Source organism: Oceanobacillus sp. HCA-5259, assembly GCF_037892815.1.
GTDB lineage: Bacteria > Bacillota > Bacilli > Bacillales > Amphibacillaceae > Oceanobacillus > Oceanobacillus indicireducens.
In genome coordinates this window covers 34,358-56,591 of the sequence record NZ_JBBKBV010000019.1, presented here as the reverse complement: position 1 = coordinate 56,591, position 22,234 = coordinate 34,358, and the positions used below count along the sequence as shown (strand labels likewise).

24 protein-coding genes and 1 pseudogene are annotated in these 22,234 nt (G+C 40.6%); 18 read left to right on the top strand and 7 right to left on the bottom strand.

Going from position 1 to position 22,234, the window contains the following annotated elements; genetic code table 11:
• Positions 1-10: 10 nt before the first annotated feature.
• From WKU33_RS11705 to WKU33_RS11690, 4 genes and pseudogenes are all read left to right on the top strand, one after another.
• Positions 11-334, top strand: a complete 324-nt coding sequence (locus WKU33_RS11705; RefSeq protein WP_340454697.1) for a (2Fe-2S)-binding protein — start codon at positions 11-13, stop codon at positions 332-334.
• Positions 321-1,415: an NAD(P)/FAD-dependent oxidoreductase gene (locus WKU33_RS11700; protein WP_445321701.1), complete on the top strand. Its 1,095-nt coding sequence runs from the start codon at positions 321-323 to the stop codon at positions 1,413-1,415. Before WKU33_RS11705 ends, WKU33_RS11700 begins: the two co-directional genes overlap by 14 nt.
• 33 nt (positions 1,416-1,448) lie before the next feature.
• On the top strand, positions 1,449-1,889 hold the full coding sequence (locus WKU33_RS11695) for a YtoQ family protein (protein ID WP_340454696.1): 441 nt from the start codon (positions 1,449-1,451) through the stop codon (positions 1,887-1,889).
• Positions 1,890-2,199: 310 nt separating this feature from the next.
• Positions 2,200-2,490, top strand: a pseudogene (locus tag WKU33_RS11690) (IS30 family transposase); the annotation flags it as partial.
• A 128-nt stretch (positions 2,491-2,618) separates the two neighbouring features.
• On the opposite strand, the gene WKU33_RS11685 reads toward WKU33_RS11690, so the two are convergent.
• Entirely contained in the window at positions 2,619-3,500 is an 882-nt protein-coding gene (locus tag WKU33_RS11685) for a peptidylprolyl isomerase (RefSeq protein ID WP_340454694.1), read from the bottom strand.
• A 105-nt stretch (positions 3,501-3,605) separates the two neighbouring features.
• Positions 3,606-3,791 carry a hypothetical protein gene (locus tag WKU33_RS11680; protein ID WP_156854648.1) on the bottom strand — a complete coding sequence of 62 codons (186 nt, stop codon included), beginning with the start codon at positions 3,789-3,791 and terminating at the stop codon, positions 3,606-3,608.
• Positions 3,792-3,979: 188 nt separating this feature from the next.
• Here WKU33_RS11680 and WKU33_RS11675 point away from each other — a divergent pair, with 188 nt between their 5' ends.
• Positions 3,980-4,312, top strand: coding sequence for a DUF1878 family protein (locus tag WKU33_RS11675; RefSeq protein ID WP_156854646.1), 333 nt, complete (start codon positions 3,980-3,982; stop codon positions 4,310-4,312).
• 194 nt (positions 4,313-4,506) lie between these two features.
• On the opposite strand, the gene WKU33_RS11670 is transcribed toward WKU33_RS11675, so the two are convergent.
• The 3 genes from WKU33_RS11670 to WKU33_RS11660 all read right to left on the bottom strand — a co-directional run bounded on the left by WKU33_RS11670 (position 4,507) and on the right by WKU33_RS11660 (position 6,080).
• Positions 4,507-4,842 (bottom strand): YtxH domain-containing protein, encoded by a 336-nt coding sequence (locus tag WKU33_RS11670; RefSeq protein WP_156854644.1) that lies wholly within the window; start codon positions 4,840-4,842, stop codon positions 4,507-4,509.
• 157 nt (positions 4,843-4,999) lie between these two features.
• Entirely contained in the window at positions 5,000-5,521 is a 522-nt protein-coding gene (locus WKU33_RS11665; RefSeq protein WP_156854642.1) for a tryptophan transporter, read from the bottom strand.
• Positions 5,522-5,651: 130 nt separating this feature from the next.
• Positions 5,652-6,080 carry an HIT family protein gene (locus WKU33_RS11660; RefSeq protein ID WP_156854640.1) on the bottom strand — a complete coding sequence of 143 codons (429 nt, stop codon included), beginning with the start codon at positions 6,078-6,080 and terminating at the stop codon, positions 5,652-5,654.
• 913 nt (positions 6,081-6,993) lie between these two features.
• On the opposite strand from WKU33_RS11660, the gene WKU33_RS11655 reads away from it, so the two are divergent.
• From WKU33_RS11655 to WKU33_RS11620, 8 genes are all read left to right on the top strand, one after another.
• Complete coding sequence (locus tag WKU33_RS11655) at positions 6,994-7,740, top strand: ABC transporter ATP-binding protein (protein WP_340454691.1); 747 nt, start codon at positions 6,994-6,996, stop codon at positions 7,738-7,740.
• Positions 7,733-8,947 (top strand): ABC transporter permease, encoded by a 1,215-nt coding sequence (locus WKU33_RS11650; RefSeq protein ID WP_340454690.1) that lies wholly within the window; start codon positions 7,733-7,735, stop codon positions 8,945-8,947. The genes WKU33_RS11655 and WKU33_RS11650 overlap by 8 nt, the downstream gene beginning before the upstream one ends.
• 14 nt (positions 8,948-8,961) lie before the next feature.
• Positions 8,962-9,606, top strand: coding sequence for a phosphatase PAP2 family protein (locus tag WKU33_RS11645; RefSeq protein ID WP_340454688.1), 645 nt, complete (start codon positions 8,962-8,964; stop codon positions 9,604-9,606).
• 134 nt (positions 9,607-9,740) lie between these two features.
• On the top strand, positions 9,741-10,508 hold the full coding sequence (liaF, locus tag WKU33_RS11640; RefSeq protein WP_340454687.1) for a cell wall-active antibiotics response protein LiaF: 768 nt from the start codon (positions 9,741-9,743) through the stop codon (positions 10,506-10,508).
• A gap of 12 nt (positions 10,509-10,520) precedes the next feature.
• Entirely contained in the window at positions 10,521-11,558 is a 1,038-nt protein-coding gene (locus tag WKU33_RS11635) for a sensor histidine kinase (protein WP_340454686.1), read from the top strand.
• A gap of 12 nt (positions 11,559-11,570) precedes the next feature.
• The gene (locus tag WKU33_RS11630) at positions 11,571-12,197 is read left to right on the top strand and encodes a response regulator (RefSeq protein ID WP_156854629.1); all 627 of its coding nucleotides are present in this window, start codon (positions 11,571-11,573) and stop codon (positions 12,195-12,197) included.
• A gap of 237 nt (positions 12,198-12,434) precedes the next feature.
• Positions 12,435-12,869, top strand: a complete 435-nt coding sequence (locus tag WKU33_RS11625; protein WP_340454685.1) for a disulfide oxidoreductase — start codon at positions 12,435-12,437, stop codon at positions 12,867-12,869.
• Between the two features lie 5 nt (positions 12,870-12,874).
• Positions 12,875-13,357, top strand: a complete 483-nt coding sequence (locus tag WKU33_RS11620) for a thioredoxin family protein (protein WP_340454683.1) — start codon at positions 12,875-12,877, stop codon at positions 13,355-13,357.
• 142 nt (positions 13,358-13,499) lie between these two features.
• Here the strand turns inward: WKU33_RS11620 and WKU33_RS11615 are convergent, their stop codons facing one another.
• Entirely contained in the window at positions 13,500-13,991 is a 492-nt protein-coding gene (locus WKU33_RS11615; RefSeq protein WP_340454681.1) for an antibiotic biosynthesis monooxygenase family protein, read from the bottom strand.
• A 312-nt stretch (positions 13,992-14,303) separates the two neighbouring features.
• Here WKU33_RS11615 and WKU33_RS11610 point away from each other — a divergent pair, with 312 nt between their 5' ends.
• From WKU33_RS11610 to WKU33_RS11590, 5 genes are all read left to right on the top strand, one after another.
• Complete coding sequence (locus WKU33_RS11610) at positions 14,304-16,457, top strand: transglycosylase domain-containing protein (protein WP_340454679.1); 2,154 nt, start codon at positions 14,304-14,306, stop codon at positions 16,455-16,457.
• Positions 16,458-16,563: 106 nt separating this feature from the next.
• Positions 16,564-17,601 (top strand): uroporphyrinogen decarboxylase, encoded by a 1,038-nt coding sequence (gene hemE, locus WKU33_RS11605; RefSeq protein ID WP_340454677.1) that lies wholly within the window; start codon positions 16,564-16,566, stop codon positions 17,599-17,601.
• 43 nt (positions 17,602-17,644) lie between these two features.
• Entirely contained in the window at positions 17,645-18,586 is a 942-nt protein-coding gene (hemH, locus tag WKU33_RS11600; protein ID WP_340454676.1) for a ferrochelatase, read from the top strand.
• Positions 18,579-19,979: a protoporphyrinogen oxidase gene (gene hemY / locus WKU33_RS11595; RefSeq protein ID WP_340454674.1), complete on the top strand. Its 1,401-nt coding sequence runs from the start codon at positions 18,579-18,581 to the stop codon at positions 19,977-19,979. Before hemH ends, hemY begins: the two co-directional genes overlap by 8 nt.
• Before the next feature lie 54 nt (positions 19,980-20,033).
• On the top strand, positions 20,034-20,336 hold the full coding sequence (locus WKU33_RS11590) for a hypothetical protein (RefSeq protein ID WP_156854616.1): 303 nt from the start codon (positions 20,034-20,036) through the stop codon (positions 20,334-20,336).
• A 45-nt stretch (positions 20,337-20,381) separates the two neighbouring features.
• Here the strand turns inward: WKU33_RS11590 and pepF are convergent, their stop codons facing one another.
• The gene (pepF, locus tag WKU33_RS11585) at positions 20,382-22,202 is read right to left on the bottom strand and encodes an oligoendopeptidase F (protein ID WP_340454671.1); all 1,821 of its coding nucleotides are present in this window, start codon (positions 22,200-22,202) and stop codon (positions 20,382-20,384) included.
• Positions 22,203-22,234: the final 32 nt, after the last annotated feature.

The window sequence follows — 22,234 nt, the reverse complement described above, 5'->3', positions numbered from 1 at the left end:
GAGAATCGATATGGATCGTTCTACCATTATTTGTCGGTGTGAGGAACTGAGTAGAGAGGAAATTGAAGAAGCTATTGAAAATGGAGCAAGAACCTTTAATGATATAAAAAGATTAACTCGGTGCGGAATGGGACCTTGTCAGTCAAAAATATGCTCGGATTTGGTATTGGATATAATTTATCAAAAAACAGGGAAGGAATTTTCCACTATTTCTTTACCAAGAATGAGGCCCCCACTTGTGCCGGTGAAATTAGGAACTCTGGCTAAAGATAGTTCATCTGGCAGGGATATCTCCTTCAGGGATGCTGATTCGATATTAGATGAGGGCAGGTGAAGAAGTGAATCGGAAATATGACACAATAATAATTGGTGGAGGAGTTATAGGAAATAGTATATCCTATCACCTTTCGGAAAGAAAACAGGAAGAGATTCTGCTTATTGATAAAGGCTTTCCTTTATCAGGTACTTCAGGTTCCACCCAAGCTTGGGTTTGGGTTCATGATAAATCTCCATCATGGTATGCCGAATTTAGTATGTATAGTGCCGAGCTCTATAGATTTCTTTCCAGGAAAATCGGAGACTTTGAATATGAGCGTACTGGAGGACTTTCTCCTTTTTTTAGGGAAAAGGAAAGAATAGCTGCAGAAAAAATGGCAGAGGAATATGCTGCATTTGGTATTAATATTAAGGTATTAAACCGTGAGGAAGTATTACAAAAGGAACCGGCATTTACCCCAGAGGTTCTAGGAGCAACTTACAGTGATATAGACGGAAATCTTAACCCCTTTCGATTGGTTGAATTATATATGAAGGCATCTAAGAAAAATGGTGTACACCATTCCTTTTATAATCAAGTATTTGATATTAGAAAAGAGGTAGATATATATCATGTGTATACAAAGGATGGGGTTTTCACATGTGAAAACCTGATTCTTGCTGCTGGGCCATGGACCGGAGAGCTAGGGAATTTATTGAATGTGCATATACCCGTGAAACAAGTGAGAGGGCAAATCTTAGTTACAGAACCGTTAGAACCATTATTAAAATACACTATTAGTGGTATGAGGCAAGCGAATAATGGCGAGGTATTAATTGGTTATTCAATGGAACACGAGGGTTTTGACAGAAAAAGTACTTTAGATGTAATGCAGGATACAGCAACCCTGGCTGTTAAATATGTGCCTGATTTAGCTAATGCAAAGGTCGTTCGCTGTTTCTCTGGAATAAGAGTGATTCCAGAAGACGGCTTTCCGATTATTGGAGAGGTACCTACATTGGAAAATCTCTATGTAGCCGTTATGCACAGTGGTATGACTTTATCACCGCTCGTTGGCACACTAATGACTGAACTTATATATGATGGAGAAACTTCTGTACCACTTGATTTGTATTCCCTTGAAAGGTTTAGTAGGTAGAGGAAATTACTTATAATTTGAGGAGGAGATTGTATGGAATTAACAGTTTATTTAGCAGGACAAATCCATGATAATTGGCGTGAGGTATTGAAAGGAAAGTCAGAACAAAAAAAGTATCCTATTACTTTTGTAGGCCCGCAAACCGATCATGATGAATCAGATAATATTGGAGAAAAAATACTTGGTAAACAGCCTGGAAAAAAATATCGGGACGACACGTCCTCGGATGTTAATAACTTTCGTACACAAATCCTATTACAAAAATCTGATGCTGTTATTGCAATGTTTGGAGAAAAATATAAACAGTGGAACACTGCGATGGATGTAAGTGCTGCAATTGCTATGAATAAACCAGTAATTATCATTAGACCGGAATCACTAATTCACCCATTGAAAGAACTATCGAATAAAGCGAATGTTACGGTAGAAACGATGGAGCAGGCGCTGGATATTTTGGGGTATGTATTTGAGTAAAGGTGGTTATTGGGTGTTTGATAACTATTTTACTTAGTCTTTATTAACTCAACTTTCGCACCAAGAAAATTCGAAATCACTTTAGTGTTATAATGTTGATTAATAGAAACTACTGATAACTTTAATTAAATATAGTTTTACTTTCTAACCGCTTCATTGTAAGTCTGCAATCCAAATACTCCTCGCTTTCCGCAGGTGGCTGGTGAGCCCGCTTCATGCTACGCACTAGGTGGTCTCACCTAGGCCTCCCCTCCTGCAGGAGGGGAGGGGTATTTGGATTGCTCCCTAATAAAAAGGAGTAGTTAATTCCAAAAGCATCACAGCTGATAACGGATCTGAATTTAGTGAACTTAGCGCACAGGGAAAAGAAATGGAAATAGATGCTTATTTTGCGCATCCATATACATCTTGGGAGAGAGGGATGAATGAACGTCATAACGGGCTACTCAGACGTTTTATAAAGAACGGGCAACCGATTTATGCATACTCGGACCAGTACATTGCAGAAGTTGCCAATTGGATGAATACATTCCCTCGGAAAATATTAAACTATGAGACTCCGGAGGAAAACTTTGCGCAATTTGTTGATTGTGTGGCCTAGGCCACACAATCAACAAATTGACATAAAAAACTTATATAGTGGTTTCACATAAAGTGTTGCATTTAATATTGCAATTTAGGTACTTTAAAAAAAGCTACTTTCATTTTAGAAAGTAGCTTTTTTCTATGTTAGCCTTCTGCTCCATCTTCTTCTGGCTCAACAGGCTCAAACATATCTTCAAATTTATCGATTTTCACTTTTACATCTGCATCTTGCAGGATGTTGTCAATTTTCGTAGCTGCTTGGGACATGTCCATCTTCGCAATTTGTAACTCTCTACGGATATCTTCTTTCACATCTTCCAGCTCTTCCACATCTTCTACATCTCGAATGTCATTTACTTTAATAATATGGAATCCATATTGTGATTCAACTGGATCACTGATTTCGCCAACTTCCATATTGTAAGCAGCATCTTCAAACTCAGGAACCATACTACCAGCTGTGAAATAGCCAAGTTTTCCTTCATCTTGTGCAGAACCATCTGTGGAGTATTCCGCGGCCAATTCACCGAAATCTTCGCCGTCATCAAGTTTTTTCTTCACTTCATTAGCTGTTTCCTCGTCGGCAACAAGAATATGCTGGGCATCGATTTCAGTCTTGGATCGATCGTAGCGTTGTTCGATTTCTTCATCCGTAATCTCAATATCTTCGGCTAAAGCTTGTTCTTGCAAGAGACTGAGATAGAGGACATCGGCATAATCTTCTTCGCTCTCAAAGCCGCTCTGTTGCAGAACCATATCAAAGTTCTCTCCGAACTGTTCCTTTGCTAATTCAATTTCTTCGTCAATCATCTCATCTGTAACTTCATATTTATCTTCTAAGACCTTAACGGTAACTAATTCTCTTAGTACTTCTTCCCCGTATCGATCTTTTAATTCCTCATAAAATTCGTCTTTTGTTACATTTCCTGCGCTCGTTTCTACTACTGTTTCCGAGTCATCCCCGCTACAGGCTGATAGGGTGATAACACCAACAGTAAGTAGAGCAGCCATGGCAAATTTCTTCATGTAGAACACTCCTAATCATTATGTCTTTACATTAATCATATTTTTAAATATATCATACTTTATGATGAAATAAATAGTAAAACAGCGAATACCTAACAAATACCTTTAAACTGCCACATTTAGAATACGGAGATATGAACAAACGAGCATGGTGACCATAATCATGTTGATCACTTTATATACCCGCTTTGATTTAAGTTCATTAAGTTCCATTTTCCGGCAGAAGTTATACGTCATTGTATTGAAAATTAATAAAATGATAAAAGCAAAAAAGAGATAGAAAATAAACAATCAAAGCCCCCCTGTATCTTTCCAAATCTATATCCTCTACTTTACCAAAAAATCGGCTAGCTGAACAGTCCCAACCGAAGTCGTAAATAGGGTTAGGGTGTATTAAATCTTCTATCAAATGAAATTGTATGATATGATTTACATACTCAATTAATTAGCGGTAAAGGTCTTGTGGAGGTGGGACGAAAATGAAGGAACACAGCAGTACAATAACTTCTTTTCAAATTCAGTTGCTTTCAAGAATTATTGATATGGATGAATATCCTTTTTTAAAATTGGTGATTGAACAGAATATTAGTGAAGAAGAGTATAATGAATTATTCGCCCATCTCAATAGTCAGCAAGCTATGTATGAGGAACAGAAAAATGAAGGTTTATTGGATTTCAGTTCGCTCCTCATCGAATTTGCCGGGTTATTAAATGAAAAACTGGATCCTACAACAACGATTCATGCCCTTCGTAAAGAAAATTATTTCCCCGAACTAATGGATGAATATATAAAAATTTTACAAGAATCATAAAGTGAAATTTTATTCAGTGGGGGTTTCCTTACTCCCCATTGAATGTTAGTTGAACCGAATCAGGGATTTACGGACTGTATATTCTCCACCTTCATATGTTGGGCTTCCTCCTGTTTAGAGGTGAGGGGTATTACAGATCGTTAATGCGTGATAAAAAATCAGGACGCAGCTCTTAACCCACGTCCCGATTTTTATTAAATGCTTTTTACTTTATTCTCAAGGTCTCTTAGGCTTGCTTCGATTTGTTCGAGATAATGGTAAATTCCCTCTTGGTGAGGTTCTACAGTTTCTTTCCATTCTTCCACCGATTTCTTCATCTCGTCCGTTAATTCCTTTACAATTACAACGCCTTCCTTAGAAGTTTCACGCAATTGATCTTTCAAATTATTGATCAGATTCAACATATCAATGAACTGATCTTTCAGGCAGTTCCTGACATCGCGACCTGATACAGGTGTACTCAACAATGCTGCTGAAGCGCCAATTGCGCCACCAACAAGAATTCCAAGAACTATTGATTTACTAGACATAACAGATCTGCTCCCTTCTGCTTATACTGCTATCTTTCACCATTCCCGGACAAACGAAACATGGGAAATGATTCTCTATTTCCATTATAACAGATTTATTACCAGGTGCTAATTCTTTCGTAAAAAAATCCTCTAATCGAAATTAGAGGATTTAAGTTTACGATACTGATATTGGATTGGACCGTCTGAAGATACCTTGCACAATCGGATAAACAACTACCATAATTACTGCATTCACTGCCATTGCAGGAAGAACAACGAGTAGGAAGAGGGAAATTAATCCACCCTCTGGAATACCTGCAATCAGGGAGATGACCGTAATGAAGATCGAACCACTGATCAAAGTCCCAATACCGGCTAGGGCAGGAGCTGTAATGTTTTCGTTTAAACGACCCTTTAATGCGAGGAAAATCGCCAGAACAAGAAAAGCGGTGATTGGTTTATCTATAACGTTTGCAATTTGACCACCGGGTGCTCCGGTTGTTAGTGCTGACATGATTCCCGTTGCTAAGGAAAGCACGAGAACGTATTTCGGTTTCGGGAATAAGAAAATCCCGAGGAACATCATGGACAACAACATATCCGGCTTCACTCCGAAGAATAACGGTGGGATAATTGCATGTAACACCGCACCAATCCCTACAAGTAACGACAATATAACTAGAACTTTAACTTTCATTCTAAACCTCTCCTATTCTCTTCTCATCTAAGGTTTCCAACTGTACACTCATTGTCAGTTGCGAAACGTTAGATTTATTATACCAGAAGTACCCGGAAATGAATAGGGAATTTTTTATACAATTCTGTTACTATTTCACGTTACCGCGGATTTCTCCTGCGATTTGTTGTAAGTCTTCGCTCGTATACTGATCACCATGAACTGTCCAGCCAAGATCATAACCATCGCCTTTACCGTAACGCGGAATGAGGTGGAGATGTAAATGGAATACGGATTGTTCTGCAGCAGCTTCGTTATTATTCAACACGTTCATTCCTTTTGGCTCATATGCTTCTTTAATCGCATTAGCTATCTTAGGAACACGCTCGAATAACTCTCTTGCTACCTCTGGCGGTGTTTCATAAATATTTTTCGTATGTGTCTTAGGAATAATCAATGTATGTCCCTTCGTTACTTGACTAATATCTAAGAAGGCATAGACATGCTCGTCCTCATATACCTTTGCAGATGGGACTTCCCCTTCTATGATTTTACAAAAAATACAATCTTCATGACTCATAAAACCTTCACTCCTTCTATGTATTTGTACATCCATTGTACCTGTTATGGCGTGAAAATTCAAAATTCAAAAGCTTTGAACCTCCTACTGAAATAACGAGTGTTCTTGGTTTAGTTATAAATACGCCAAAAAAGAAACAGGACTGGTCCAAGGGGGAGGACCAGCCTGCTTTAAGAAGACAGCGGAATACAACATGCAGCAGCTTACTAGTGGGGAAGGTAAACGAAAATTGGAGTGAAAAAATTTCGTTCACACAAATCTTTTCTTAAAAGTTAAAGAAATTAATTTTTAAGGAAAGATTTAAGGATTTTAAAGCGTTCCTGCAATTATTGTTATTTGCGTGTAACACAGAATCCAGGCATTTTTAACACCTCTCTTGTGATACAATCAAATCACTTTGTGTATTCGCTGTCTTCGGTTCTTATTTTGTTTCGTTTCCTATTTCTTATTCATCCAAATAATAAGACTCAATTTTCTTTCGCATCCTGAAATAGTGGATTGCTTTCACCAAGCGCAAGTGCAATCTTCCTTCTGGGGGTCCGCAGTCCAGACACCTCTCGCTTTCCGCGGGCGGCTGGTGAGCCTCCTCGGGCTAACGCCCTGTGGGGTCTCACCAAGCCTATCCTCCCGCAGGAGTCTCGAGGTGTCTGGACTGCTCCGAGGAAAGGTCAAGTTTGGAATACTATTTCATATTCCAAAAGTATAATCTTCAGTGCAAGGGAATAATTTCCATTCATGAAAATCATCTCTACCAGTTCAGTTGCCCGGCGATTAGAACTCTAAATTAGTGAACGAGCAAAAACACTTACGCTGAGTGAAGGCAAGGGTTCTAATGAAGGGAGACCGCGGTATATTTTGGCAAGCGAAAGTAAAGATGATAAAATTAATGAAAGTATGAAGGAGGTAAGCTCACGTGGATTCTTTGTTACATATTGATAACGTACATGGTGGTTACACCCATAAAAACGTATTACATGGAATATCTTTTGACGTGTATCCAAATGAAATTGTCGGCCTGATCGGACTCAACGGAGCAGGAAAGAGTACAGCGATTAAACATATAATCGGTCTAATGCAACCGAAAAAAGGCAGGATTGTTGTAAATGGAAAGACGTTCCGAGAAAACCCGACAACTTACCGTGGCCAAATGGCATATATCCCGGAAATGCCGATTCTTTATGATGAATTAACGCTGTATGAACATCTCAAGCTTACGGCGATGACCTATGATATACCAGAGAATGTATTTGAAAACAGACTTGATCCATTACTGAAGGAATTTCGCATGGAGAAAAAACTGAACTGGTTTCCTGTTCATTTTTCAAAAGGAATGCGTCAAAAAGTAATGATCATGTGCGCTTTTTTAATTGAACCACCGCTTTATATTGTGGATGAACCATTTGTCGGTCTTGATCCGCTTGGGATTTCCTCCTATTTACAGCTAATGGAAGATATGAAACAAAAAGGTTCCGGCGTATTGATGTCGACACATATTCTTGCTACTGCAGAAAGGTATTGTGATCGTTTTATCATTATCCATGAAGGTGAAATTAGAGCTTATGGCACGTTAGAAGATTTGCGGGAAAGTTTCGGAATGCCAGGAGCAACATTAGATGATTTATATTTACGCTTAACGAAGGAAGAGGATAGCAATGTTTGATTCCCATGCCTTTTATAAAAAACGGCTAGCTTCCCATATGAAAGAATTAGGCCGCTACACGCGTTATATTTTTAATGGGCATATTGCTTTTGCATTATTCTTCTTCATTGCTGCGGTTGCTTATTATTACCAAGCATGGCTTCAGCAGCTTCCGGAAAATTTCCCGACTGCTGCTATCATCGGAATTGCTTTCGGGCTCGTTGTGAGTTACAGTCCGGTCCGAACATTACTTCAGGAACCTGACCTTGTTTTCCTAATCCCTGCCGAAGAGAAGATGAAACCTTATTTCCGGAACTCAATCATTTATAGTTTTGTCATTCAACTTTATTTGATTCTGCTTGTTGCGGCGGCATTAGGACCGTTATATACGGCAAGTTTTCCAGAAAGGGAAGGGAATCCTTACTTACTTACTATTATTATCCTGCTTATTTTTAAAGTGGCCAATCTCCTTGCAAACTGGTGGATGTACCGGATTAGAGATCGCAATCACCGCCGGCTGGAAATATTTGTGCGGATGGTAATGAATGTTCTTGTCTTTTATTTCATGATTGCAGGTGAAATGCTTGGTGCCTGTATCGTGACTATTCTTTTTGTAGCGCTTTTCCTTTACGATTATGTTTTAGCGGCAAAGCAAGCTGGAGTAGTTTGGGATCTGTTGCTTGAAAAGGATCAGAATAGTATGCAGACGTTTTACCGGATTGCGAACATGTTCAGCGATGTGCCACATATTAAGACAAGAGTAAGAAAGCGACAATGGCTCGTTTCACTAGTTACAAGAAATATCCCATTTGAAAAACGACACACCTTTGATTATTTGTACAGGATTACATTTGTCCGGAGTGGAGATTATGTTGGGATGTACGTCCGTTTAATCATTATTGGTGGATTATTCATCTATCTCATCCCTAATATTTGGGTGAAGCTGTTATTTGTTATACTGTTCCTTTATATGAGCAGCTTCCAGATGATGACCCTCTACCAGCATCACCGAACGATTATGTGGCTTGACATTTATCCGATTGAAAAAACGGACAGGCAGCAATCTCTTGTAAAATTGATTTTTCAACTTACAATCTTACAAACGGTTTTATTTGCTTGTATTTTTATCATCATGCAGGAATATGCCGGATTTCTCTTTGCAATGATAGTTGGCGTAAGTTTCACCTATTTATTCGTGAACGGCTATGTCAAACGGAAGTTAATCTAGATTGGGGATTGCTAATGAAGGCTAGAAAGAATATTTTGCGCGTTATTTTTGTCGCTTTAATACTGATTACAGGCATATGGGTGCTGCAGCTATCGCAAGGAAAAATGCCTTATCTTGATCAAATTACAAGAAGGTTTGTCGATTCGCTCGGGCAATCGTTTCTCCTGGAGCCTTTCCAATTGATCACACATCTTGGCTCCAGTTTCTTTTTATATCCTTTTGTCGCAATTGTGACGATACTTTTATTTATTTGGTTTAAGCATTGGCTGCCAGCTTTCTTTTTCGGTGGCGGTATTTATCTCACGCATAAGGTTAATGAAGTAATCAAGCTTTTCGTAACAAGGGAACGCCCGAGTATTTCTGTAAGCCTCAATGCAGAGGGCTACAGTTTCCCGTCTGGACATGCGATGCTTTCCATTGTTTGCTACGGACTGCTTGCTTATTTTATTACGCGTCAATTAAAGTCTAAAAGACTGATTTTAACAGTGCAAATTGCCTGCGGGATTCTGATATTGTTAATTGGAATTAGTAGGTACATTATCAACGTTCATTACTTAACTGATGTATTCGCTGGCTTCATTATTGGATTCCTTCTCTTAATCGGTTTTATTTTCCTATATGAAAGGTTGATTAAGAAAGTATCTCCGTCTAAAGACTGAGATGGAAGCAATCTAGGGAAGGTTCACGGATGGAGGCTGGACCGGTATACTGAAGAGAATAGAAAGAGAGCGCGGATTGCCAATTGGGTTCTAATCATTCTCTTTCCTTATGTTAAAAAGAAAGAGTGATGCGAATGAGATATTTTTTTCAATACTTTATTGCGATATTTTTAATCGGTGCCGGCATCATGCTTGTGCTTGCTAATATTGGGATCGTGGATTTCGGATTCCGCAGCCTCTGGCACTATGTTTATCCAGTGTTCATCCTCGTTCTCGGGCTCAAATGGCTGTTCGATTTTTTCCGGAAACGGGGAACCCACTGGTTTCTCGGCATCTTCTTTACCGTATTTGGGGGATTATTATTCCTCGATCGTTTTGAGATCCTCACGTTTTACTTTAAAGATGTAGTGAAGCTCTGGCCATTATTCATTATTTATTTCGGTTTTGTTATGATTGGCTTTGGACGAGGTAGAAGGTATATTCATATTTTAAGGGAAGGTAGCCCGAACTGGAGGAAACGTCAAGATATGACGGTGAAGACACAGAACTTCACCATCGGGAGCCAGGAGTACAGTGAACCGAACTGGAAGGTAGAACCGATGAATATTAATACGCTTGCGGGAGACTTTTATCTTGATTTTTCGAAAGCATTTATCCCGGAGAAGGAGATTCCGATTTTCATCCATTCGCTCGCTGGTGATGTTCATATACTAATGCCGGAGAATGTTGATTTCCGAATTGAAGCAAATGTGAAGGTCGGGGATATTAACGTCATTGGTAACGTTTCAGAAGGAATCAGTCGTTCCTACTCATATGAAACAGATAATTATGAAGAAGCTGTAAGAAAGATTGACTTTTACATCCGATTAAAAGCAGGGAGTATTCGAGTTGACCAAGTGTAGGGGGAGAAGGCATTGAAGAAGAGATTTTCAAGCATCCGTTATATTTTTATCCATTCCCATTTGTCAGGACTTCTCCTATCTACTGTGACACTCCTTGCAATCCTGCTATCGCTCTATGTTCTATTTGAACCCGGCTGGCTCAATCCGTTAGCGATCTTCCTCTTTACCGGGTTGTATGTTTTTATCGGATTAATTATTGCTGTCTATACAGGCTTCAGGTCAAGCGGGAATTTTAAAACGAGGCTGGATACTCTTTCCGTTCTAATTACACAATTTGCGAATGGCAATTACCAATCAAGTGTTCACTTTGAGGAAAATGACGAGGTCACTAGAATAGGTAATGAATTGAATGAATTAGGGAAAAAGTTGCAAGATCAGGTGAAATCATTGCAGCGGATGGCGGATGAGAACTCAGAACTTGCAAAATCTGCTCATAAATCAGCAGTAATAGAGGAGAGGCAGCGACTTGCGCGGGATCTCCACGATGCGGTGAGTCAGCAATTATTCGCGCTCACGATGATGTCGGAAGCAGCTGTAAAGCAAATAGAAGCAAGACCAGAGGTAGCAAAGAAGCAAATGAAGGAAGTTGCTGCAATGGCACTGCAAGCGCAAACGGAGATGCGGGCACTACTTTTGCATCTGAGACCCGTGTATTTATCAGGTGAGCCTTTACATGAAGGGATTAAAAAATTAGTGGAAGAATTGCAAATGAGAAGCCCAATCGATTTCCGGGTGGAAGTAGAAGATGATCTTGTCTTATCAGACACAAAGGAAGAACATGTTTTTCGAATTATTCAAGAGGCTTTCTCCAATATTTTACGTCACGCAAACGCTACAATTGTTCAGGTAAATATCAGAAATTTGCGTCATGAATTATTTATCCATATTCGCGATAATGGGAAGGGTTTCGATGTATCAACGAATAGAGATAAGAAGACATCTTACGGGTTGAAGACGATGCGGGAGCGTAGTGAAGAGCTCGGTGGAACTTTTCAGCTTCGTTCGAACCCGGATGAAGGAACATATATCGATATAAGAATACCATTTTAAAGGGGGAGTAATATGGTCCGAGTAGTCGTTGTCGATGACCATGACGTCGTACGGAAGGGTATTATCGCTTATTTGACAACAGAGCCCGAGATAGAAGTCGTCGGTGAAGCAAGTAGCGGGAATGCAAGCATTGCGATTATTGAAAAGGAAAAGCCGGATGTCGTTTTAATGGATCTAATGATGGAGGACGGGGATGGTGTTGAAGCGACACAAAAGATTTCAGAAGTGCTGCCAAGCTGCAGGGTAATTATTTTAACAAGTTTTTATGATGATGAACAAATCTTTCCGGCACTGGAGGCAGGAGCATTCAGTTATTTACTTAAAACGGCTTCCGCAACAGAGATTGTGCAAGCAATATTAAAAGCGGTAAAAGGGGAAAATGTGATTGAACCGAAAATAGCCGGGAAAATGCTCTCAAACTTTCGCCAGTCGGAGAAGAAACTGCATGATGAATTGACGGAGCGGGAACTGGAAGTACTTCTTTGCATTGGAAACGGGATGACGAACCAGGAGATAAGTGAACACCTATTCATCGGAATTAAAACGGTGAAAACCCATGTAAGTAATATCCTTTCTAAACTTGAAGTAAAGGACCGGACACAGGCTGCGGTCTATGTCCACCGCAATCAATTGCTCTAACGCCACGAAATAGTCATAAATTCCGAGGCGTAGAAATTGTATTATCATTTTTCTATTCGTATAATGTTAAAGTGAAACTTCATTCAGTGGAGGTATCCTTACCTCCCCCACTGAATGTTGGTTGAACAGAATCAGGGATTTACGAACTGTATATCCTTCACCTTCATATTAGAAGTGGGGGGTATTAGAGACCGTTAATACGCGATAAAGGAAAAGAGTCAGAAAGGACCCAAACTTATGCATTCATTGACGAAAAAGGCAGAAAATCTTTTGCTGATTATTTGGGTACAAGCCTTTGTAGCAACTACCGGAAGCTTGTTTTATTCTGAAGTAATGGGTTATATCCCTTGCGAGCTATGCTGGTATCAACGGATTTTAATGTACCCGTTAGTCATCATCTATGGATTGGCACTATGGAAAAAAGATGTAAAAATGACATTGTCAGGATTGATATTAAGCGGGATTGGGATGTTTGTCTCCACGTATCATTACTTACTTCAAAAAGTTCCGGCCTTTCATGAAATGGGAGGATCATGTAGTGGTGCCGTACCATGTAATGCAATCTATGTGAATTACTTCGGTTTCATCACGATTCCATTTATGGCTGGTGTAGCATTTATTGTCATCTTTGTTTTCCATCTACTTTTGCTTAAAGAAATAAGGAGGAACTGATTCGAATGGGTAAGAAAGTCACAATAATTGTCTCCGTGGTTGTGGTACTATTTATAGCGTTATTCTTTGCGCTCAGTTATAAAAACAACAAAGCGCTTGAAGGAGATAATCCATATGGAACCAATGATTTAGATCAAGCGACAATCGACCAATTAGGAGATCCATTATACGGTAATCAAATTTTACCGGATGATTTGATTGAGCAGGTGGAGAGTGGGGAACCAACTACTGTTTATTTTTACAGCCCGACCTGTGTATACTGTCAGCAGACAACACCTTATCTCGTTCCATTAACAGAAGAGATGGATGTAGATATGAAGAAGCTGAACTTACTTGAGTTTAATGAAGAAAAGGAAACATTTGGCATTCGCTCCACACCTACTCTCGTTTATTATGAGGATGGTAAAGAAGTAGCTCGCCTCGAAGGCCAGTACCCTGAAGAACAATACGAGCAATTCTTTAATGAATTCGTCTTGGCTGGTGAATAAACAAAAAAGGTTATCCACTTTAATACAAGCGGGTAACCTTTTTAAACTGCTTTCATTCAGTGTAAGGCCAACTTAGGTCTCGAGGTCCGCGGTCCAGGTGTCTGAACTGCTCCGTGGAAGGATACCATTTGGTACGCTGTTTTTATTCTTCCTCTTCCTCTACATACATATCATAGGTTGCTAAATAGGTGTTTTTGAAAAGATAGGAAGATGGCTTCACTTGGTCTAATTCATGTGCTTCTTGGAACTCGCCAGATGCCTTCCAGTATTCAAAATCCTTTTTTGAGGACCATTGGGTTAAAATGACATATGTTGTTCCTTTATAGGGGCGTAATACCCGGAATGCTTGAAATCCTGGCATTGCTTCGACGGAATGTTTCCGCCGCTTGAAACGGTCTTCGAATAAAGCTCTGCTTTCTTCAGCCACAGGGATATTATTCATGACGACATAACCTCTTTGTTGTATCTCCCCTGTTGCTTCCAGGATCTCATATTTCCGGCCAGATTGAAAAATTTCTTTTGTCGGATGTTCATAATAGAGAAGCCCACCCGCATTATTTTCCATGAGTTTTAGATCTAATTCTTCATGTTTTTTTTCCATTTGCAGCAAGAAGTCAATCGTACCGTTTGTCATGTATGCATTCAATTTTATTCCCCTTTCTATATTCCTCTTAACTCCTATTCTACCCTAAAACCGAACGCTGTACGCAACGACAGAAGTTTCCAAACAACTTATTCAAACTTTATCACGTATTAACGGTCTGTAATATCCCCACATCTAAACATGAGGGAAGCCTAGCATGTGAAAGTAGGGGATAAACAGCCCGTAAATCCCTGATTCTGTTCAACTAACATTCAGTCGGGGAGTAAGGAAACCCCCACTGAGTGAAGTTTCACTTTATCCCTGTAGAAGATTGTCGTATAATGCAGAGGTAGAGGTGGAATAATGGTGAAACCGAATCAAAGGAAGATGAATCGAAAACTGAAATGGATAATCATTACGCTTGTTTCCATTATAGGTTTGGCTTTAGCTGGTTATGCTATGATTATCTACTTCGGTAGTCAGATTGTCGATGAGGATGCGCTCATCCTTGCCCAGACGACAACGATTGAAACCGCTGATGGAGAAGTCATTGCGGAACTCTATCAGGAAAATCGTGATTATATTCCGCTGGATGAAATACCTAAACATGTACAAGATGCTTATATTGCGATTGAAGACAGACGGTTTTATGAACATGCCGGTATTGATATCAAGTCGGTTACGCGGGCTGTGTATAGGGATATCATCGCGATGAGCAAAGTAGAGGGTGCGAGTACAATTACGCAGCAGCTCGTAAAGAACTTGTTTTTATATAATGATAAAACCTGGACCCGTAAAGCGAAAGAAGCGGCAGCGGCTATTTACTTGGAAAGAAAGCTGTCTAAAGAAGAAATCTTAGAACTTTATCTCAATGAAATTTACTTCGGTCACGGAATCTATGGCATTGAGAAAGCAGCAAACTTTTATTTCTCGAAACATGCGAGCGAATTATCAATTGGAGAAGGGGCACTGCTTGCTGGAATGGCTAAGGCTCCAAACGGTTACTCCCCAATAAACCATCCGGAAAAAGCTTTGGAGCGAAGGAATATCGTCCTTGCCGCGATGGAGCATGCTGGGATGATTTCGATAGAGACAAAACAAACGGAACAAGGGAAAGCGCTTGGTTTACAATTGGAAGAAGCAGCTAATACCCCGTGGATCGATAGTTATCTTGACTTAGTCATAAAAGAAGCGCAGGAAAAGAGTCAGCTGCCTATCGAACAATTGAGAAGGGGAGGTTACCGGATTATCGTCGGAATGGAAGATGACGTTCAGCAAACTGCTTACGAAATGTTTACCAAAGATGATTATTTCCCTGGAAATACCTCTGGTGCAGAAGGGGCATTTGTTATGATGGACCAGGATACAGGGAAAATTATTGCCGCAATTGGTGGCAGGGATTATACTTTCGGCGATTTAAATCGTGTTACGGTCAATCGGCAACCGGGTTCGACGTTTAAGCCGTTAGCAGTCTATGGTCCTGCACTGATGCAAGAGGAAACATTTACACCGTATTCGCTGCTGCCGGATGAAAAAGCTGTGAATGGAAATTATCCTGTTGCCAATGTCGACGATACGTATCAAAAGGTAGTGAGTATGTATGACAGTCTCGTAACTTCAAAAAACGTTCCAGCCGTTTGGTTGCTAGATCGCATTGGTATTCCCTATGCGAAAAGCTATTTAGAAAAGTTGGACATGGATATTGAGGATGAAGACTTAGCGATTGCGCTTGGTGGGCTTTATGAAGGAGTTACACCCCTTAATCTCGTCGAAGCATATCGAACGTTTGCAAAAGATGGGAATTTCATTAAAGCTTATACAATTGAAGAAATCTATGATTATAACGATACACGCATTTATAAAAATAAGTCAGAAGAAAAGGAAGTATTTACGCCACAAGTCGCTTGGGACATGACAGAAATGCTTCGAAAAGCAGTAGAATCCATGCCGGAAGCAGCTCGAACCTATTCGAAAGCACTCGCCGGAAAGACAGGAACGACACAACATCCACTTGTGGAAAACGAAGTGAAGGATGCATGGTTTGTCGGCTATACTCCTGAATACGTAATGGCTGCTTGGACTGGTTATGACGAGTCCGATGCAGAACACTATTTAACAGGTGGAAGTATTTATCCGGCTCGGTTTATTCAAGATATATTGACAGAAATCGACAAACTACACCCATTAGCTGAGAAATTTGAAAAACCGGATACGGTGGAAGCACTCGCGGAACCAGTCCGGATTGCCCCGGTAACCAACGTTCAAGCAAATTATGTATGGGGCGGTATCTCTTTAGTGCAAGGAAAAATCAGTTGGGACCCTTTAGATGATGAGCGAGCAATCTACCGGATTTATGAAGAAAGGGATGGCATCGACAGAAGAATCGGAGAAGTGGAAGGGGAAAGTGAATATATGATAGAACATGCATTGTTTAAGCATAAAAAATATTATGTCGTCACCTATGACCCATTCACAAAGCTTGAAAGCGAAAGATCGGAAACAGTTATTTTGAACTAACGTTTTAGACAAATTAGTGACATTCAAGTCGAAAACCTATACAGGCTTATTAAGAATCGTTATAGTTTAAGATGGCGAAAGTGATAATGACAAAAGGATGAAATAAATGACGAAAAAGATGAATGACACAATTTTACAAGCGTATCGCGGTAAAGAAACAAGCTACACACCTGCTTGGTTCATGCGCCAGGCAGGAAGATCTCAACCGGAATATCGGGAGATTAAGAAAAAGTATTCCCTGTTTGAAATCACACATCAGCCTGAGTTGAGTGCATATGTTACAAGACTCCCAGTAGAAAATTATAATGTGGATGCAGCAATTCTATACAAAGATATTATGACGCCACTACCGGCAATGGGGATTGATGTAGAAATCAAGGCAGGCATCGGCCCAGTCGTCGATAATCCAATCCGCAGCTTTCAAGATGTAGAAGCGCTTGGAACGATTAATCCAAACGCGGACATTCCTTATATTTTGGATACAATTCGTATCCTGACAGAGGAACAGCTGGAAGTCCCGCTTATTGGCTTTAGCGGAGCGCCTTTCACATTGGCAAGCTATATGATTGAAGGCGGCCCATCAAAAAGCTATCACGAAACCAAAAAACTCATGTACCTTGAACCGGAAACATGGTTCCTATTGATGGACAAATTGGCAGACATGATTATTACATACGTTGAAGCCCAGGTGGAAGCGGGAGCCCGAGCAATCCAGCTATTTGATTCTTGGGTAGGATCACTGAATGCTCCAGATTACCGTGTGTTCATTAAACCGGTAATGACAAGAATTTGCAGTGAGTTACGGAAGCTTGACGTCCCGCTCATTATTTTCGGTGTAGGTGCCCGTCACCTCCTGCTTGAGTGGAACGATCTTCCAGTAGACGTAATCGGGTTAGACTGGAGAACATCGATCACAGAAGCAAGGAATATGGGAGTAACGAAAGTATTGCAAGGTAATCTTGATCCCGTTATGCTCTTAACCGAATGGGAAAATATCGAAAAACGCACAAAGAATATCTTAGATGAAGGCATAGAGCAAGGGAAGCATGTCTTTAATCTCGGCCACGGTGTGACACCGGAAATTAAGCCGGAAACATTGAAAAAGCTGACAAATTTAGTTCATGAATATAGCAAGCGTTCTTAAAAATAGCAGGACGCAATGAATATTAAAGATGAGGTGTTGAAAAATGGCGAAAAAAATAAAAGGCTTATTAGTAATGGCATATGGAACTCCAACTAAAGAAGAGGATATTGAACCTTATTACACACATATCAGACACGGCAGAAAACCTGAGCCGGAAGCACTTCAAGATTTGAAGGAACGCTATGATGCAATTGGCGGTGTATCCCCGCTTGCGAAAATTACAGAAGACCAAGCGAATAGTCTAGGTGCTAAGTTAAATGAAGTACAAGATGTAGTGGAATATAAAGTATATATCGGTCTCAAACATATTACGCCATTTATTGAAGAAGCGGTAGAGAAAATGGCGCAGGATGGAATTAAGGAAGCTGTTTCCATCGTATTAGCTCCACATTATTCTACATTCAGCATTAAATCATATAACGAACGGGCAAAAGAAGAAGCAGATAAACATGGTATAACGCTCACTTCTGTCGTCGATTGGTATAACGAACCAGGCTATATCAAATTCTGGGCAGACGGTATTAAAGCTATTTATGACGAGCTACCGAAAGAGGAACAAGAAAAAACAGTGCTGATAGTTTCAGCTCATAGCTTACCGGAGAAAATTATCCAAGCCGGTGACCCGTACCCGGAACAGCTGGCAGAAACCGCGAAGCTTATTTCTGAAGCTACCGGAATTAAAAATTATGAAGTAGGTTGGCAGAGCGAAGGGAACACGCCTGACCCATGGCTCGGTCCTGATGTTCAAGATTTAACTCGTGATTTATACAATGAAAAAGGTTACCGTTCCTTTATTTATGCTCCGGTCGGATTTGTTGCCGATCATTTGGAAGTTTTATATGACAATGATTACGAATGTAAAGTTGTCTGTGATGAAGTCGGTGCGAACTATTATCGTCCAGAAATGCCAAACGTGGCTCCGTTATTCATCGAAACATTGGCAGATGTTGTTTTAAAAACGGAAAAGCGTGACGCACATGCGTAATATTGTAATTATCGGCGGCGGTATAACAGGTTTATCCGCCGCCTTTTACTTACAGCAAGAAAGCAAGCGTAAGCAAGAACCGATTAACCTGAAGTTGATCGAAGCAAGTGAGCGTCTTGGTGGTAAGATAAAGACGATGAAGCGGGATGGTTTTACAATCGAACAAGGACCAGATTCCTTGCTCTCTAGAAAACCAGCCATTGTTGAACTGACGAAGGAGCTTGGGTTAGAAGATGAGATGATTTTTAACGAGACAGGCTCGTCTTTTATTCTCGTAGACGGAAAGCTGCATCAAATGCCAGCAGGGACGTTTATGGGAGTACCAAAAGAAGAAAAGGCAATTGTAGACACGGAAATCTTTACAGAAGCAGGGAAGAAGCGAGCGCTAGAGGAGCTTGAGATTCCAAAGGGCGAGCCGGTGGAAGACCAGTCCCTCGGTTTATTTATGCGCCGAAGATTTGGTGATGAAGCGGTGAACCGTTTAATTGCTCCGATGCTTGCTGGGATCCACTCTGGTGATATTGATGCGATGAGCTTGATGGCAATCTATCCGCTATTTTACGAACTGGAACAGAAATACGGAAGTGTCATGAAGGGATTACAGGAACATATGCCTAATCAACCTGTCACGAAGGAAAAACGTTCATCCGGAATATTTTTCTCCTTTAAAGACGGTCTGGAAACATTAATTCACCAGTTGCATGAGAAATTAGCTGAAGATACCGTCAGCACAGGAGTGGCGGCTGAACAGATTGTAAAGACAAACTCCGGCTATGAAATTTACCTGGAATCAGGAGAGAAGCTTGCTGCAGAAGCTGTTATCCTTGCAACAGAGCATTCGGCCGTTCCGAATCTTTTCTGCGATCATCCTTTTTTACAGGAACTGAAGCAGATTCCTGCTGTCTCAACGGCAAATGTAGTGATGGCATTTGATGGGGATGCAATTGAAAATGATCTTGATGGGACCGGGTTTCAAGTAGCTCGTGAAGGAGATATTGAAATTACAGCTTGTACGTGGACGAATAAGAAATGGCCATCAACAACACCGGAAAATAAAGTATTACTCCGTGTCTATGTCGGAAGTCCAGAAAAACAAGCATTCATGAAGCTAAGCGATGAGGTACTAACGGAACTTGTATTGGATGAATTGAAGAAAGTAATGACGATTAAGGCAGATCCTCAGTTTACAGTCGTTACACGCTGGAAGGATGCCCGTCCGCAATATCAAGTCGGTCATCGTAAGTTCATTCAACGTATCCGCGACGAACTTTCGACCCAACTACCCGGTATCCAAATCATCGGTAGCTCTTACGACGGCGCAGGTATTCCCGATTGTGTAGCAAATGGAAAGAAAGCCGCATTAGAAGCTTTACAATTTTTGAAGAATAATTGATGAGGGAAAACACCAGTCAGTTTCGATTCGGTGTTTTTCTTTCTTTGTATTTTTTTGAAATTTGCAGTTGTAAATGATGGTATCCTTTGCGGGGCACGATTTATAAGTTGGAAGAATATCAAATCGTATAAACTTGTTAAAATTGATGTAAATCATAAATTTTACGGATATGATAAAGAAGTGAATGATCAGTACGAATTGAGAATTAAGACAAAATCCTTCAGTCATTACTGTATTATTACATCGCAAGCAACGCAAGATCGTCTGCTTGCTCTTTTCCATAATAAAGGAATTGAACAGGAAGGTGCGGAAGTTACGAATTACACAGATTCCGTAGAGAAAAATTACAGTCACTAAAAATCGCCTGAAATCTTATCATTTGATTTCAGGCGATTTTTCTATTTATTCATTTTCGTAACTTCTGATTAGCTCATCAACTAATGAACCGACATAATCGACCGCCACTTTAATCGCGTCCGGCTTGGACATGTCGACTCCTGCTAGTTTAATCAAATCAAGTGGTTTCTTCGTGCCGCCAGCTTTTAATACGTCTAACCAGCGATTTATAGCAGGGCGTCCTTCTTCTTTAATCATCTGAGCAACAGCTGTTGATACTGTGACTCCAGCAGAATACGTATACGGATAGAGTCCCATATAGTAATGCTGCTGCCTCATCCATGTTAATCCGACCCGCTCATCGACCGTAATACTATCACCCCAGAAATTCTTGATCACATCGAGTTTCTGCTCCGTTAACACATCAGCTGTGAGTGGCACACCATTTTCCGCTAAATCATAGACTCGACGTTGTAATTCGCCTTCAAGTAAATGGGTGATGAAGTTATGGTGATATGTACCGAGTAATTGGGTAATGACCCAGCGCTTCATCCGGACATCTTCTGTTTCCTGCAGAAGACGTTCCGCTAGCAGCAATTCGTTTAATGTCGATGGAGCCTCAACAAAATAGGTTGACGGGCGTGTATTCATGAAGGATTGATTTTTCCCGGCAAGGTAGAAATGTCCGGCATGGCCCATCTCATGAGCGAGTACGAATGCACCTCGCATCGTATCTGTCCATGTAATCAAAATATACGGGTGTACTCCATACGGACTCGAACAGAAAGCTCCGTTTGCCTTTCCAATATTGTCCGCCCGGTCAACCCACCCATCATAAATAGATTTCTTCATAATTTCATGATATTCCGGACCCATGATTGATAGCGCGTCAAGAATAATATCCGTAGCTTCTTCATAAGTCGTTTTTGGATTGAGTGAAGGATCGAGTGGAGCTTTTAAATCACAATAATGTAATTCCCGAAGACCAAGTTTCTCTTTCTTTAACTTTGCGTATCGCTGCATATGCGGTGCTAATTCTTTTCCGATGATATCAAGCTGATTATGGTACATTTCTTTTGTCACCTGCTGAGGTGCAAGCAGCATGTCGGTTACAGACGGGAACTTTTGGAGCTTTGCCATTGTCACTTGTTTTGTGACTTCTGTTGCATAAAGGTGAGCAAACGTATTTTTATATTTATCCAGTGTTTTCGTAAAAGACTTATAGGCATTCCTTCGCGTTGTTGTATCGGCTGAGAACTCATAACGGTCCTCATATAATGATTCAGACATCGGCAGCTCGACACCTTCCGCATTGGTGATCGGGTCAAATTGCATGTCCGCTGTTTTTGCCCGTTGATAAATCTGGTGAGGGGAACCATGGACTTCATGGAGTGCTGCCAGTGTTTCCTCCACTTCGGGTGCAAGGGTATGGGGTTTATCTTCTAATGCATCGTAAAGTATTTTTTCATAATTTTTTAGTTTTGGTTCACTTGCTAGGAAGTGCTGGACCTTATCGCTCGTTAATTCCAGCAACTCCGAATGGAAAAAGGAAAGTTTTGCATTAATCCTCGCTAATACACTGCTGGTGAGCGCCACGTCCCGCTGATTGGCGGGGTCAGACCCGTCTGCACTCGCTTTTAAATTCGAATAGGTAGCTACACGAACAACTTTTTCCCGGTAGCTTTCAAGAGCTTTTAGTGCTTGGAGCAGAGTAGTCGCACTTTCTGTTATTTTCCCCCTAAAGATAGCCACCTGATCCGTTTCTTTTTCCAAATTATTGAGCTCAAGCTTCCAGTTTTGAGGGGTTGGGAACAAGTCCGCTAGGTTCCATTTTTGTTCCTCTGGTACATCCCGGCGCTCGGCACGTCTATTTGTATGAACAGTCATTTTCGAGTCCCCTTTTAGTTATTTATTTCGAT